12 protein-coding genes are annotated in these 14,232 nt (G+C 42.6%); 2 read left to right on the top strand and 10 right to left on the bottom strand.

The window, feature by feature from the left end; genetic code table 11:
- Positions 1-19: 19 nt before the first annotated feature.
- From G7Y42_RS03450 to G7Y42_RS03410, 9 genes are all read right to left on the bottom strand, one after another.
- The gene (locus tag G7Y42_RS03450) at positions 20-940 is read right to left on the bottom strand and encodes an ABC transporter permease (RefSeq protein WP_165003983.1); all 921 of its coding nucleotides are present in this window, start codon (positions 938-940) and stop codon (positions 20-22) included.
- A gap of 27 nt (positions 941-967) precedes the next feature.
- On the bottom strand, positions 968-1,930 hold the full coding sequence (opp4B, locus tag G7Y42_RS03445; RefSeq protein ID WP_165003981.1) for an oligopeptide ABC transporter permease: 963 nt from the start codon (positions 1,928-1,930) through the stop codon (positions 968-970).
- Positions 1,930-2,874: an ATP-binding cassette domain-containing protein gene (locus G7Y42_RS03440; protein WP_165003979.1), complete on the bottom strand. Its 945-nt coding sequence runs from the start codon at positions 2,872-2,874 to the stop codon at positions 1,930-1,932. The genes opp4B and G7Y42_RS03440 overlap by 1 nt, the downstream gene beginning before the upstream one ends.
- The gene (locus G7Y42_RS03435; protein ID WP_165003978.1) at positions 2,875-3,879 is read right to left on the bottom strand and encodes an ABC transporter ATP-binding protein; all 1,005 of its coding nucleotides are present in this window, start codon (positions 3,877-3,879) and stop codon (positions 2,875-2,877) included.
- A 277-nt stretch (positions 3,880-4,156) separates the two neighbouring features.
- Positions 4,157-4,399 (bottom strand): acyl carrier protein, encoded by a 243-nt coding sequence (gene acpP / locus G7Y42_RS03430; RefSeq protein WP_002294295.1) that lies wholly within the window; start codon positions 4,397-4,399, stop codon positions 4,157-4,159.
- A gap of 113 nt (positions 4,400-4,512) precedes the next feature.
- Complete coding sequence (plsX, locus tag G7Y42_RS03425; protein WP_165003977.1) at positions 4,513-5,514, bottom strand: phosphate acyltransferase PlsX; 1,002 nt, start codon at positions 5,512-5,514, stop codon at positions 4,513-4,515.
- Positions 5,515-5,561: 47 nt separating this feature from the next.
- A complete protein-coding gene (recG, locus tag G7Y42_RS03420) occupies positions 5,562-7,598 on the bottom strand; it encodes an ATP-dependent DNA helicase RecG (RefSeq protein WP_165003976.1) in 2,037 nt (678 codons plus the stop codon).
- Positions 7,599-7,701: 103 nt separating this feature from the next.
- Positions 7,702-9,384, bottom strand: coding sequence for a DAK2 domain-containing protein (locus tag G7Y42_RS03415; RefSeq protein WP_165003975.1), 1,683 nt, complete (start codon positions 9,382-9,384; stop codon positions 7,702-7,704).
- A 51-nt stretch (positions 9,385-9,435) separates the two neighbouring features.
- Positions 9,436-9,798: an Asp23/Gls24 family envelope stress response protein gene (locus G7Y42_RS03410; RefSeq protein ID WP_165003974.1), complete on the bottom strand. Its 363-nt coding sequence runs from the start codon at positions 9,796-9,798 to the stop codon at positions 9,436-9,438.
- Between the two features lie 270 nt (positions 9,799-10,068).
- Here G7Y42_RS03410 and rpmB point away from each other — a divergent pair, with 270 nt between their 5' ends.
- Together rpmB and G7Y42_RS03400 are read left to right on the top strand one after the other, a co-directional pair.
- The gene (gene rpmB, locus G7Y42_RS03405; protein WP_002290463.1) at positions 10,069-10,257 is read left to right on the top strand and encodes a 50S ribosomal protein L28; all 189 of its coding nucleotides are present in this window, start codon (positions 10,069-10,071) and stop codon (positions 10,255-10,257) included.
- 335 nt (positions 10,258-10,592) lie between these two features.
- On the top strand, positions 10,593-13,259 hold the full coding sequence (locus tag G7Y42_RS03400; protein WP_165003973.1) for a YfhO family protein: 2,667 nt from the start codon (positions 10,593-10,595) through the stop codon (positions 13,257-13,259).
- 137 nt (positions 13,260-13,396) lie between these two features.
- Here G7Y42_RS03400 and truA read toward each other — a convergent pair whose 3' ends face one another.
- Positions 13,397-14,143 (bottom strand): tRNA pseudouridine(38-40) synthase TruA, encoded by a 747-nt coding sequence (truA, locus tag G7Y42_RS03395; protein WP_165003972.1) that lies wholly within the window; start codon positions 14,141-14,143, stop codon positions 13,397-13,399.
- Between the last annotated feature and the right edge of the window lie 89 nt (positions 14,144-14,232).

Here is a 14,232-nt window from a genome sequence, read left to right as displayed (position 1 = left end):
CCTTTTTCCCCCTTTGCTTCTATCCCAATCGTTGGCGCGCATCTGCAGAACGCTTGAATGCTTGTCCAACATAATTGATACTCAACATCAATACCAAAATCAAAATTGATGCAGGTAACCAGATCCATTGTCGATTCACTAAGACTTCACCATTACTTGCATAACCAATCAATGTACCTAAACTTGGGACATTTGCTGGCAATCCAAACCCTAAGAAAGTCAAAGTTGTCTCGATCCCGATATTTGCCGCAAAGTTCATCGTCAAGTTTGTGATGATCAACGAACTCAGATTCGGCATGATTTCACGGAACATGATTTTAAAATCACTTGTTCCCATCGTTTTTGAAGCACTGACATAATCTCGTCTTGCTTCTGATAACGTCTTGCTTCGGAATAATCGGGCTTTTGCTACCCAATAAAACGCACTCATGATCATGATGAAAGACCAGACATTGTATTTTGATATGATCGATACAAAAACAATGATGATCAGCATAATCGGTAAAATCATGATAAAATCGACGATACGCATCATGATGTTGTCAATGATCCCTCCGTAGTATCCGGAAACGATCCCTAGACCTACCCCGATGATCGAAGTAATGATCGTGATGGCAAAACCGATCAGTACGGAGTTTCTCGCACCGATAATCAGCTGGCCTAACACATCCCGACCACCTTCATCTGCACCTAGGATGAACTTTTGTCCTTCTGTCGAAATAGCGCCCGGCGCTGCATATTTGTCAAAGATGCTGACATACATCACCTTGTCCTGATCGATGATGATAGCACCGATGAAAATCGTCAATAACAAAATAACTAGTAAGCCTAATGAAAAAATGGCTATTTTATCTTTTTTGAATTCCCGTGCAATCATTCGTATGCCCATTGGTGGGATACTTTCCTGAACCGCTGCGGCTGTGTTCTGTTTCTCACTCATTGATCCATTCTCCTTTCTGTCCGATTATTATTGGATTCGAATACGCGGGTCTACAATACTCATGATGATATCTGACAGCAAAGTACCCACTAGCGTAGCGATTCCTAAAATCAGTACTAAGGATGTGATCACTGTGTAGTCGCGCTGACCAATGGAATCAATAAACAGTTTCCCGACACCCGGATAACCGAAGATCTTTTCAATAACGACTGAACCAGCAATCAAGGAAGTGATCTCATAACCCATCTGTGAAGCCATCGGCAAAGCCGCATTTCGGAAAATATGACGACTGAACACTTTATTCGTCGGCACCCCTTTTGATCGGGCTGTTCGAACAAAATCAAGCGACTTCGAATCGATCACTTCGCTTCGAAGGTATTGGATCGTCACTGCTGTTGCTAAAAATGCTTGAGTGATCGATGGTAAAAGAATATATTTCAAACGATCGACCCATTGTGCGAAGAATCCGCCTTCCAAACCAAGTGTCTGTGAACCGCTTGTCGGGAACCAGCCCAGACGATAGCCGAAAACAAACAGCATGATCAGACCAAAGATAAATAACGGAACCGCAAAACTGAAGAAATTATAGATCACAACGATCTTATCCAAAATCGAATTCTGGTAACGGCCTGCCAGCATCCCTAAAGGAACAGCAATCAAATAAGTAATAACGACCGTCAAGATCGATAAATAAAGTGTATTGATGATCCGTTCACCGATCAGATCGGCTACTGACCGTTTATACAAGAAACTTTGACCAAAGTCTCCTTGCAACGCATTCCCGATCCATCGAAAATACTGAACGTACCAAGGATCATTCAGACCAGCTGATTGTCTCATCTGTTCGATCACAGCCGGATCCTGGTTTGGATTGATCAACCCGGTAAATGGATCACCCGGCATCGCTTGTGCTAGTAAAAAAATCAATATACTCAAAATAATGACTTGTGGAATCATCAGTAGTATACGTCGCAGAATCGTTTTCCACATTAGCTCGCACCTCCATCTTTCAAAGCTACTTTATGCGTAGTTGTGATTGTACGCAGATCATATACTCGACCTGTTGCATCGTAGTATTCCTTTTGATTCTGGATATACTCCCGTTCAACTTTACGTCGAGTCTCTTTATGCAACTCCCGGTTTTCCACATCGATCTGCGGAATAGCTGAAAGCAAGCGCTTTGTGTAGATATGGCGCGGATCATTATAGATATCTTCTCTCGTACCGATCTCAACGAATCTTCCTTTATACATGATGGCGATATTATCGCACATATGTTTCACGACACCTAAGTCATGAGAGATGAATAAATAACTGAGTCCGAATTCCTGCTGGATACGTTTCATAAAGTTCAGTACCTGTGCCTGAACAGATAAGTCCAGCGCTGATACCGGCTCGTCTGCCACGATCAGTTTGGGATTCGTCGCAACTGCGCGAGCAACACCTAAACGCTGACGCTGACCACCGGAGAATTCATGCGGATATTTGTATAATGCATCTTCCGGCATACCGACAATATCCAGTAAGCCTTTGACTTTTTTCTTTTCTTCTTGATCGCTCAGGCGTTCAAAGTTACGGATCGGCTCTGCGATGATATCCAACACTCGCTTTTTAGGGTTCAAGCTGGACATGGAATCTTGGAAGATCATCTGCACATCTTTGTTGTAGCCGATCTTTTTTCGGTTGCTTCGATGTGTGACATCTTTTCCTTCATAGATAATCTCACCAGATGTGACTTTTTCTAACCCGACGACTGCTTTACCGGTTGTCGATTTCCCTGAACCGGATTCGCCGACCAAGCCGTATGTTTTCCCTTTTTCGATAATGAAATCCACACCGTCTACTGCATAGACATGATCTGTCACACGGTTAAAGAATCCACTGCGAATAGGATAGTGAACTTTCAAATCCTTGATTGTGATTAATTCTGACATCTACACCTCTCCTTTTTCGTCTCTAAAGTGGAAATGCTTGTAACACGAGCAGCGAACCAAGTGATTCGGTGCAACTTCATGAAGGACCGGATTTTCTTCGTGTTCACTTGCTGGGATCCAAGGAATTCGGGGAGCAAAGCGGCAACCTTTACGCGGCATATTTTTCAAGGAAGGAACGACCCCTTCGATCACATGCAGTTCTGCATCATGGTTTCCTTCTTGCGGAATCGAATTCAGTAAGGAACGAGTATACGGATGCCGAGGATGATCGAACAATTCTTGTACTCCTGCGACTTCGACGAATTGTCCACCGTACATGACGGCTACACGATCGGCCATCTCAGCTACGACACCTAGATCGTGCGTGATCAAAATGATCCCTGTTTTTGTTTCTTCCTGTAGATCTTTCAGTAAATCAAGGATTTGGGCTTGGATAGTTACGTCTAAAGCGGTCGTTGGTTCATCTGCGATAACGATTGGAGGTTTGCATGCAATAGCGATGGCAATGATCACACGTTGTCTCATACCGCCTGACAGTTCGTGAGGATATTGGCGTCCGACCCTTGCAGGATTGGGGATTCCTACCTGTTCCAGCAATTCTAAAGCTCTAGCCTGACGTTGTTCTGCATTCATTTTAGTATGATAAGAAAGTCCTTCTTTGATCTGGTCTTCGATTCTCATCAGAGGGTTCAATGCAGATAACGGATCTTGGAAGATCATGCCGATATCGTTCCCGCGGATTTTATTGTACAGGGTTTCGTTCAGATCGATCAGATTCAAATCATTATAAAGAATCTCACCTGTGATTTTTGTATTGTTAGGATCAAGCAACCCCATGATAGTGGTGGCCAATGTACTTTTACCGCAACCGGATTCGCCAACGATCGCTAAGATCTCGTTTTTATCCAAAGTAAAGGAAACGTCATCTACTGCATCGTAATATTCGTCTTTAAGACGGAAGCCTGTATGTAGGTTCTGAACATCTAATAATTGATTATCCGACAATCGAATACCTCCTCTGCTCCCTTAACGGAAGTTTTTCTTAATAAAAAAATAGTATTACACAGAATAAAACGTTTTATAACAAAGTTTATTCTTAACAAAGTGTAATATATTATTAATAATTATATAGAAAACCGCTTTACTTTGCAACATAATTTCGAAATATTGCCAGAATTGTCAGAAAAGTATGTATTCTAAGAAAAACAGATAAAAAAGAAAAAAGAGCGGGGAAGTCTAGGCCGACTTCTCCGCTCTTTTTTCGTGTATGTTAAAGAACTGCTTATTTTAGATGGCTGCTGATATAGTCTACTGCGCCGCCAACTGTTTCGATTTGTTCCGCATCTTCATCAGAGATTTCTGTACCGAATTCGTCTTCAAGTTCCAGAACGAATTCCATGATACTAATTGAATCAGCTTTCAAATCGTCTTTGATGTTCAGTTCATCTGTGACTTTATCTGTATCTATTTCAAAATGGTTTGAAATAATTTTCGCTACTTTGTTAAATACTTCTTCACGAGTCAATTTTTTCACCTCCAAGAATTGTACACTACCTTCGTCAAGGCTAATTTTACTGGCATTTTTCAGGAATGTCCACCTTTTTTTCAATGCAAGTCTATTCTGACAGCAAAGTACCTTTATTCTTCTACTTTTTCAAAGTGCTCCACTAATTGTCCAACGACGTTTGTTTCAAGCATCGTATGGATTTGACGGATCGTATAGCGGACAGCATCAGGACCTGTTGCACCATGGGTTTTGATAACTGGTGCTTTCAAGCCGAACAAAACAGCTCCGCCATGTTTGGAGTAATCCATTTCTGATTTCAATGAGCGTAATCCGTCTTTTAACAGCATCGCACCCATTTTTCCTTTGATGCCTTCATTTAAGATAGCTGATTTCAGCAAGCCCATCATGTTCATTGCTGTGCCTTCAATAGACTTCAACACCGCATTTCCTGTAAAGCCATCTGTCACGACGACATCTGCTACGCCATTCAGCAGCTCACGAGCTTCTACGTTTCCGATGAAATTCAAGCTTGTTTCATTCTGGAGAAGCTCAAATGCACGTTTTGTGACTTCGCTGCCTTTTGTCGCTTCTGTACCGTTATTCAGTAAAGCAACTCTCGGACGTCCGATACCTCGCACTTTTCTTGCATAAAATGAGCCAAGTATGCCATATTGCAGCAAATGCTCAGGTTTGTTTTCCGCATTCGCTCCAAGATCAAGCATGTCAAATCCAGCTCCTGCTTTCCCAACTACGGGTAAAGTAGACATCAATCCTGGGCGTTCGATATTTTTGATCCGTCCGACAATGAACAATCCAGCGGCAAGAAGCGCGCCTGTGTTCCCCGCAGAAAAAACGGCATCTGCTTCTCCATTTTTCACCGCTTGTGCGGCAAGCACCATGGAGGCTGTTTTCTTTCGACGGATCGCTTTCACTGGTTCATCATCACTATTGATTTTCTCATCAGTATGGACGATAGTGATATTCTTTTCTGTTTTCAAGTATTTTTTGATTTCAGCTTCTTTTCCGTAAAGTATGAATTCTACTTCAGGGAAATCTTGCTGTGCTAAAGCCACACCTTCCACGATCGCTTGTGGTGCGTGGTCTCCGCCCATTGCATCTACGGCAATTTTCATTATTCCCACTCCTTTTTCCGTCATCACCTAAAGTATAGCACAGTCTGTTAATCAAAATAACGATTATCTTGATCGTCCAGCTGCAAGCTGCTTACCAAAGGTTGGTATTCCGGCAGTAACTGCCAGTTTTTCATTCGCCAGACCTCAGCTGCTTCTTCTCTTGCTACTTCGAGTATGTTCCCATCTGCAACCAAATCCGCAATGGCAAATTGCGGCAAGCCGGATTGCCGGAAACCAAAAACTTCCCCGGGTCCGCGTAACTCCAAGTCTTTTTCACTCAAAACGAAACCATTGTTCGTTTCAGTCATGATCTTCATTCGTTCGACCCCGAGTTCATTCTTGGGATTAGCGACTAACACACAATAAGATGCCTCGCTTCCTCGTCCCACACGTCCACGCAACTGATGGAGCTGTGCTAAACCGAATCGATCTGCATCCATGATCAGCATGACTGTAGCATTCGGCACATTGACACCGACTTCGATGACCGTCGTTGAAACCAGGATTTGCATTTGGTTGTCTTTGAATGCTTCCATGATCGATTCTTTTTCCTGATTCTTCATTTTACCATGTAATAGCCCGACTTCATATTCAGGTGCAAAGAGGTCACGCAGTTTTTCATAGATTTCCACAGCATTTTTTACATCCAACGCTTCAGATTCTTCGATCAATGGACAAATCACATACATCTGATGCCCACGAGCAAGTTCTTTTTTTGTCCAGTCCAGTACACTGTCCAATTGCGGTGTCCTGACCCAGCGCGTCTCAATCGGGATTCTTCCGGCAGGCAGTTCATCGATGATCGAAACATCCATCTCACCATATGCTGTGATCGCAAGTGTTCGCGGGATCGGTGTAGCTGTCATAAACAAGACGTCTGGTCGCCATCCTTTTTCCCTTAATACTTTTCGCTGGTTCACACCGAAGCGATGCTGTTCATCTGTGATGACGAGACCCAGATGTTTGAATTCTACGCCGTCTTGGATCAAAGCATGAGTCCCGATCACGACATCGATCTCTCCTTTTTCCAGTTTTTCGAGTAGCTCGCGTCGTTCTTTTGTCTTTGTCGAACCTGTCAATAAGCCCACTGTCACTTCTTCTGGATCAAACAATTGCATGAGACTTTCCATATGCTGCTGCGCTAAGATTTCTGTAGGGACCATCAAAGCGCCTTGAAAACCAGCGGTGACCGTTGCATACAAGGCAATCGCTGCAACGACTGTTTTCCCGCTCCCGACATCTCCTTGCAGCAGTCGTTGCATATGCTGCGGACTTCTCAGATCACGACAGATTTCATTCGTGACTCGTTTTTGTGCATCTGTCAGCTCGAACGGCAGCTTTTGGGTAAATGCTTTTAGTTTCTGGACATCATATAAGATTTCTAATCCATTCAGTTCAGATTTTTCTGCTTTTTTCAGTCCTTGAAGACGCATTTGGAATAAAAAGAATTCTTCAAAGACGATGCGTCGCTTCGCTTGATGATTTTCTTCGTGATTCTTCGGGAAATGCATGCTTTTCACAGCCGTTGGACGATCGAGCAACCGATATTTCTCAACCAGAGACAATGGAAGATTTTCTTCCAACAGCTCCCCGTACTCTTCAAAGCCTTTCTTGATCAAATCGACCAACGTCGTTTGACGAATCGATTTGTTCACATGATAAATGGGCGAAAAATCATCTAAGGTCTGAGAACCGAGGATTTTCATCCCGTTCAACGCTTTCCTCTTGGCATCCCATTTACCATAGACAGCAATTTCTTCCGAAAGAATGACTTTGTCTTTGAGGTAAGGCTGATTAAAGAAAGAAACATTGAAAACTGCGTGATCCTGCATCATCCGAAATTGCAGCCGGCTTTTTTTATAACCGAATCGGCTCATCACAGGTGGAGATACGACTAATCCTTTCAAGGTCACCTTTTCCTGATCCTGGATCTCGTTCAGATTTCTCTCTTGGATATCTTCGTAGCGAAAAGGATAATACGTCAACAAATCTTCTATTGTATGTATGCCCAAACTAGCAAGACTTTCCGCTCTTTTTTGACCCACACCTGCCAGCAGCGTCACAGAATCTGTTAAAGAACGCATCTAATTCCCTCCTTTCCTTTAACAAAAAAAGGACTTGGTCAACGATCAAAACCGATCGTTAACCGAGTGTCCTTTCTAACAAGCTTTTCTGCGTCAGGATCGTTTATTCTGCAGAAAACAGATAAGGATAAACAGGCTGATCTCCTTGATGGATTTCGATTTCCAGATCTGGATGTTTTTCTGTCAGATTAGCTGCAAAAGCTTTTGCTTGGTCCACTGTACCTTCTTCACCAGCTAATATTGTCACGATCTCTGTATCCTCATGAATCATTTGTTCAAGTGTTGTTAAAGATGCTGTAGTGATATCCGGGTTGGAAAGAACGATTTTCCCATCGATCATTCCTAAAAAGTCCCCTTCTGTGATCTTCACACCATCAATAGATGTATCACGGATCGCATGTGTGACTTGTCCACTGACCACGCTTGACAACATTTCTGTCATCGTTTGTTTGTTTTCTTCCAGAGATGCTTGGTCATTGAATGACAACATGGCTGTCAGTCCTTGAGAGATCGTTCTTGATGGAACAACCGCTACAGGGATATCTGCCACTTCTGCGGCTTGATCAGCTGCCATGAAGATATTTTTATTGTTCGGCAAAACAAGTACTTTCTCTGCGTTGACTTCCTGGATGGCTTTCACGATATCTTCCGTACTTGGATTCATCGTTTGACCACCGCTGATGACATAATTGGCGCCTAGGCTCTTGAATAATTCTTGAACTCCTTGGCCTGCTGCGATTGCTACGACACCATAAGGCACACGTGGTGTCTCTTTATGTGCAAATTCGTTGACTTCTTCGTCATGCTCCAAGATCGTTTCATGCTGCAAACGCATGTTATCGACTTTGATCTTGACTAATGAACCGAATTTTTGACCGTAATTCAGTACTTCACCTGGGTTTTCAGTATGGACATGGACTTTGATGATCTCATCATCATTGACGACTAAAAGAGAATCCCCTAAAGCATCTAAATAATTACGGAACTCTTCATAATCAAAAGTACTGTCTACTGTTGGACCTTCGCCGATTTTCACCATGATTTCCGTACAGTAGCCGTAATGGATATCTTCTGTTGCTAACTGGCCTTGTACACTGCGATGATGTTCTGCATTGACCATATCATCCATTTCTGCTGGAGATGGTTCGTAGACGTCATCTGCTTGGAATTCGCCATTCAATGCGCTTAAGAATCCTTCATAAACAAACAGCAGACCTTGCCCGCCACTGTCTACCACACCGACTTCTTTCAATACTGGAAGTAGATCGGGCGTTTTTGCCAAAGCGCGTTTTGCGCCCTTAACGACAGCTGTCATTACTTCGACGACATCATCCGTAGATTTTGCTTTCTTTTCGCCTGCTTTTGCAGCTTCGCGAGCCACCGTCAGGATTGTTCCCTCCACAGGTTTCATCACTGCTTTATAGGCAGTTTCAACACCATGAGTAAAAGCCGCAGCTAAATCTGCAGCATTCAGCACTGTCACATCCGGGATCTGTTTTGAAAATCCTCGGAACAACTGGGACAAAATGACACCGGAATTTCCTCTAGCGCCCATCAGCAGTCCTTTTGACAACAACGCTGCTAATTCTCCGACTTTATCGGAAGTCGAATCTACTACTGCTTTCGCTCCGCTAGTCATTGATAAATTCATATTGGTACCAGTATCACCATCGGGTACCGGGAATACATTTAACGAATTGACGTACTCTGCATTGATTTGCAGACGATTCGCTCCTGCCTGAACCATTTCCTGGAACTGGCTTCCGCTTATTTCTGTTACACTCACCTAGATAATCCTCCTTCAGATCGACCGCTGAGTTACCAGCCAGTCTCCTGCCTAGTCTGGCAGTACACGAACACCTTGTACGAAGACATTGACTGAATTGGCTGCAACACCAAGTAATGCCTCCAAGTTGTATTTTACTTTTTCTTGGACATTGCGAGAAACTTCTGAGATTTTTGTTCCATAGCTGACGATCGTGTAAACATCTACAGCGATCCCATTGTCTTCTTGGCGGACAACTACTCCGCGAGAATAATTTTCTTTACGCAAAATTTCAGTAATATTATCTTTGATTTGATTCTTGCTGGCCATTCCTACAACACCGAACACATCTGTAGCGGCGCCCCCAACAACTGTTGCAATCACATCATTGGTAATTTCAATGGTTCCAGCTGACGTTTGAATTTTTACAGCCATGAATGAGCCTCCTTAACGGGTAAAATACTCCCATTTTTCTTCTATCATATTTTATCATAGCACACCTTGAAATAAAAGGCAGTTACCCAAAAGTACTCAAAAACCCTTGAAAAATTTAGGAATAACCCTGTATAATTTACAATTATTCTCTTTAGTTGTCAATTATATCTCTGAAAATATACTTGCAAATTTCCACCCTATATGATATGTTAGTCTGGTATGAGCTGAATTATTCTATTGCTCCAAATCAAGGCAAAGGAGGAAATAAACATGGCAAAAGTTTGTTACTTTACAGGTCGTAAGACAAAAAGTGGAAACAACCGTTCACACGCTATGAACTCAACAAAACGTACTGTTAAACCTAACCTACAAAAAGTTCGCGTGATGGTCGACGGAAAACCTAAAAAAGTTTGGGTGTCAACTCGTGCTTTGAAATCAGGAAAAGTTGAACGCGTTTAATTGAATAAACTCTGAACCGTTCAGTTCGTGGACGGTTTTTTTATTCTTTTTACTTATCTTAATAATAGAGCCGTTTTTAGAAGCTGTGACAAAAGACTTGTCACAGCTCTTTTTTTCGAATAAGTGGTGTTCCAGAAATAGCTTCTTCGAAAATAAGTCGAAATTTCTGGAAGCTTCCCACTTCTGTCACAACCTTTTTTCGTCACGAAATGTGAATTTATTTATACTCAAATTTTATTTTTCTGTGAAAAGTGAAGTCTTTTTAAGCGGAGAAAATCCTAGATGTGATAAACTGGATACAGCTTCATATTCATAGAAATTTGGTGGGAAATAAAATGAAAAACAAGATAAAAACATTCTTCAAAGAAAACGGCTATTATGCAGCTGCCAGTTTTTTGATTCCATTCGTTATTCTTGCACTTGTCTATCTGAGTATCGGAATCTATCCCGGAAGCAGTCGAAGTATCCTTGCAAGTGATGCCTTTTCTCAATTCTCAAATTTTCATGCAAGCTTTCGCAATATGCTGCTAGGGAAACAAAGCATTTTCTATACATGGAACGCATCGCTAGGACTGAATTATCTCTCTTTGATTTCCTATTATCTTGGAGGGATCTTCACTCCGCTCGTTCTCTTTTTTCCAAATCAGATGATGCCAGATGCACTTTACTTTTTGACCTTGCTCAAAGTAGGCTGTGCCGGCTTATCTTTCTGGTTTCTCGCACGAACGTTCAAGATACCTCGCTGGGGACATGTCGCCCTTAGCGTCAGCTATGCTTCCATTTCCTTTATTACCGCTCATTCTGAGATCATCATGTGGTTAGACGCATTCGTTTATCTGCCATTGATCATCTTGGGCATTCATCGGGTCATGGATCAGAAGCGGCCAACACTATTGTTCGTCAGCTATCTGCTGTTGTTCTTGTCTAGCTTTTACATGGGCTTTATGATCGGGGTCTTTTCCTTCCTGTACTTTATTGCTCGCTTGCTGACTAACTGGAAGTGGTACAAACGATCGATCCTGCCTTATGGGATCACCTCTTTACTTGCTGGCGGGGCATCGATGATCATTATTCTGCCGGCTGTACTGGATCTTCGTTCCAACGGGGAAGCTCTGACACAGATCACTACGCTGAAAACAGAAGCTACTTCTTATTTGGACTTGATCATGAAGAACATGGTCGGCGTCTATGATACGACTAAATATGGTTCGATTCCGTTTATTTATGCCGGATTGTTTCCTTTAGTTTTATGTCTTTTCTACTTTGTCAGCCGGAAGATCCCATTGAAAAACAAGTTTCTGTTCGGCAGTTTGTTTGCTTTGTTGATCGCAAGTTTCTATCTCGTTCCATTGAATCTTTTCTGGCATGGGATGCATGCACCAAACATGTTCTTGTTCCGTTACTCCTATCTGTTTTCTTTCCTTGTTCTGCTGCTTGCAGCAAAAGGATGGGAAACAGTGCAAGAAGAAGATCGCAACTTGCTGATCGGGATCCTTTTGATTCTAGGAACGATTTTTGCAGCTGCATGGGGGCTTAAGCCTGCGGAAAGCTACACGTATGTTACGACGACTTCGTTTGTTCTAACGATCGTTTTCTTGGGGCTTTATGCTTGTACCGTAGGATTCTTCCTGCATGACAAGCGATTGTTCAAGCATCTCAGTGTCCTGTTGCTATTGATCATGTCGGCAGAAGCGGCAGTAAATACGAATAGCATGATTCACGGGATCTTAGATGACTGGAACTACGCCTCACGCAGCCTGTATACCGAACCTTATCCAGAATTGAAAACATTGGTCGAAAAGACAAAAAAAGATTCTGATACTTTCTATCGTCTAGAAAATCTTGACCCTGTTTCTCCAAATGATTCGATCAATTACGGCTATAGCGGGATCAGTCTGTTCTCTTCGATCAGGAATCGTAATTCATCTTCTTTCCTTGATACGCTCGGGTTCCGTTCGAGAGGCACGAATCTGAATATCCGTTATAACAATAATACTTTGCTGATGGATGGATTTACCGGCATCAAATACAATATCGCCAAAAATGACAGTACCTTCAGCAAATACGGTTTCCGTCAGGCAGATCAAAGCGGCGATTATACTTTATATAAAAATATCAATGCACTGCCACTTGCTTTTACAGCACCAACGACAATCAATGAGATCGAGCAGCCGCTGACAGACAATCTAACTAGTCAGACCAATCTGATCAACGGTCTCTCCGGCTTGAATGAACAGTACTTTACTTTCTACAAGCCGACATTGACAAAACAGTTGAATACAACGATCACCAAAACAACGACTGGCGTCACGTATTCCGAAGCAAAGGTCAACCAGCCGAAAGAGCTGACTTGGGAAGTCCGTGTACCTGCGAATACACAAGCCTACTTGAGTCTATTCCCTACGAACTTTGCACAATTGGAAAGCTCGACAGCCACGATCATCGTCAATGGGACTTCTCGAAAGACCCAGATCAATATTTCTGGACAATACTATGATTTAGGTTATTATCCGCAAGATACGACCATCACCTTTACTGCAAGTTTTTATGGAACTAAGGATGTCAGCTTCATGGAGCCCCAAGTCGTTGGTTTAGACGTTGTTGCTTATCAAGCGGCCATGAACCAGATCAAGGAAAATGGCGTCGATATGACAACGACTGGGCGCACAGCTTCTGGCACAGTCGATCGTCCAGAAGACAGCATGCTTGTCACGACCATTCCTTACGATCAGGGATGGCAAGCGAAAATAGACGGTAAACCTGTCAAAGTCCAAAGTTTCAAAGATGCTTTCGTGATGATAGATGTCCCAGCTGGCAAGCATAAAGTGACTTTCAGCTATTTACCAAAAGGCTTTAAGCCAGGAGCAATTCTCTTTGTTCTATGTATTGCCCTATTCGTCCTCTATAGTTGGTATCTTAGCCAAAAGAGACCGTTTTATGGAAGAATCGATCCAGCAATCGAAGAACCGAAAAACAGTCATAGACGCCGAAGAAGAAGATAAAAAAAGATGGAACGCATTTCAATTACCAGAGTTCTGGTAGCTGAAATGCGTTCCATTTTTTATTTTAAGCGAAAACTTCGCCTGCTTTTTTGAGTCATCCTTTTTGTTCCAATTCTGAATCTTTCTATCAAAGTCCCTTACTCATATTTTACTTCATAAAGATACAGCCCTTCCGGATGTGCAGTTGGTCCAGCTGCATTGCGGTCTTTCTTGGCAATGATTTCAGGGATACAGTCTTCTGGGAGCCGTCCATTCCCTATTTTCAATAATGTACCAACGAGTATCCGGATCATTTTATATAAAAATCCGTTCCCGCGGAAAGTGAACAAAAGCTCATCGCCTGCTTCATTGACTTGCATCTTCGCCTCATAGATCGTTCGTACTTTGTCTTCGATCGAACTTCCTGATGCACAAAACGAAGTAAAATCATGCGTCCCTAGCAAATCAGGCAATGCCCGCTGGATCTTCTCTAAATCAAGAGGATAAGGATAATAACTGGCGTAATAGCGTCTAAAAGGGCTACGCGGTTTACCGATATCTACTCGAAATTGATAAGTTTTTTCTTTGACAAGATAGCGAGCATGAAAAGCATCCGAAACGATCTCGACGTTTTTCACCGCGATGTCTTCTGGCGACTGTGTATCTAACGCAAAACGCATTCGTTCTAACGGTCGTTCCTCAGGATAGTCGAAATGGATCACCTGCCCCATTGCATGGACACCAGCATCTGTTCTACCTGAACCGAATACGGTGATCTCTGTACCGTTTGCCATTTTTTTCAGTGTTTTTTCCAGCTCTTCTTGAACGGTGCGTCCATTCGGCTGTTTTTGGAACCCATTGAAATTTGTACCATCGTACGCAATAACTGCTTTGTAACGTACCATTTATTTCTCTCCTTTATTTTGGAAAAAGTGCGTTGATCGCCCTTTGCCTCATACTTGAATATCGGGAGTTGCAGACAAAAAGAAGAGGT

This window comes from Enterococcus sp. ZJ1622, assembly GCF_011038845.1.
Classification (GTDB): Bacteria; Bacillota; Bacilli; order Lactobacillales; family Enterococcaceae; genus Enterococcus_B.
Note: the sequence above shows the minus strand (reverse complement) of the source record. Positions and strands in the feature narration are given on the sequence as shown.

Excerpts from the sequence above, each read along its gene's own strand:
- G7Y42_RS03450 (WP_165003983.1), bottom strand. The coding sequence starts at position 940 with ATGAGTGAGAAACAGAACACAGCCGCAGCGGTTCAGGAAAGTATCCCA.
- opp4B (WP_165003981.1), bottom strand. The coding sequence starts at position 1,930 with ATGTGGAAAACGATTCTGCGACGTATACTACTGATGATTCCACAAGTC.
- G7Y42_RS03440 (WP_165003979.1), bottom strand. The coding sequence starts at position 2,874 with ATGTCAGAATTAATCACAATCAAGGATTTGAAAGTTCACTATCCTATT.
- plsX (WP_165003977.1), bottom strand. The coding sequence starts at position 5,514 with ATGAAAATTGCCGTAGATGCAATGGGCGGAGACCACGCACCACAAGCG.
- recG (WP_165003976.1), bottom strand. The coding sequence starts at position 7,598 with ATGCGTTCTTTAACAGATTCTGTGACGCTGCTGGCAGGTGTGGGTCAA.
- G7Y42_RS03410 (WP_165003974.1), bottom strand. The coding sequence starts at position 9,798 with ATGGCTGTAAAAATTCAAACGTCAGCTGGAACCATTGAAATTACCAAT.
- rpmB (WP_002290463.1), top strand. The coding sequence starts at position 10,069 with ATGGCAAAAGTTTGTTACTTTACAGGTCGTAAGACAAAAAGTGGAAAC.
- G7Y42_RS03400 (WP_165003973.1), top strand. The coding sequence starts at position 10,593 with ATGAAAAACAAGATAAAAACATTCTTCAAAGAAAACGGCTATTATGCA.
- truA (WP_165003972.1), bottom strand. The coding sequence starts at position 14,143 with ATGGTACGTTACAAAGCAGTTATTGCGTACGATGGTACAAATTTCAAT.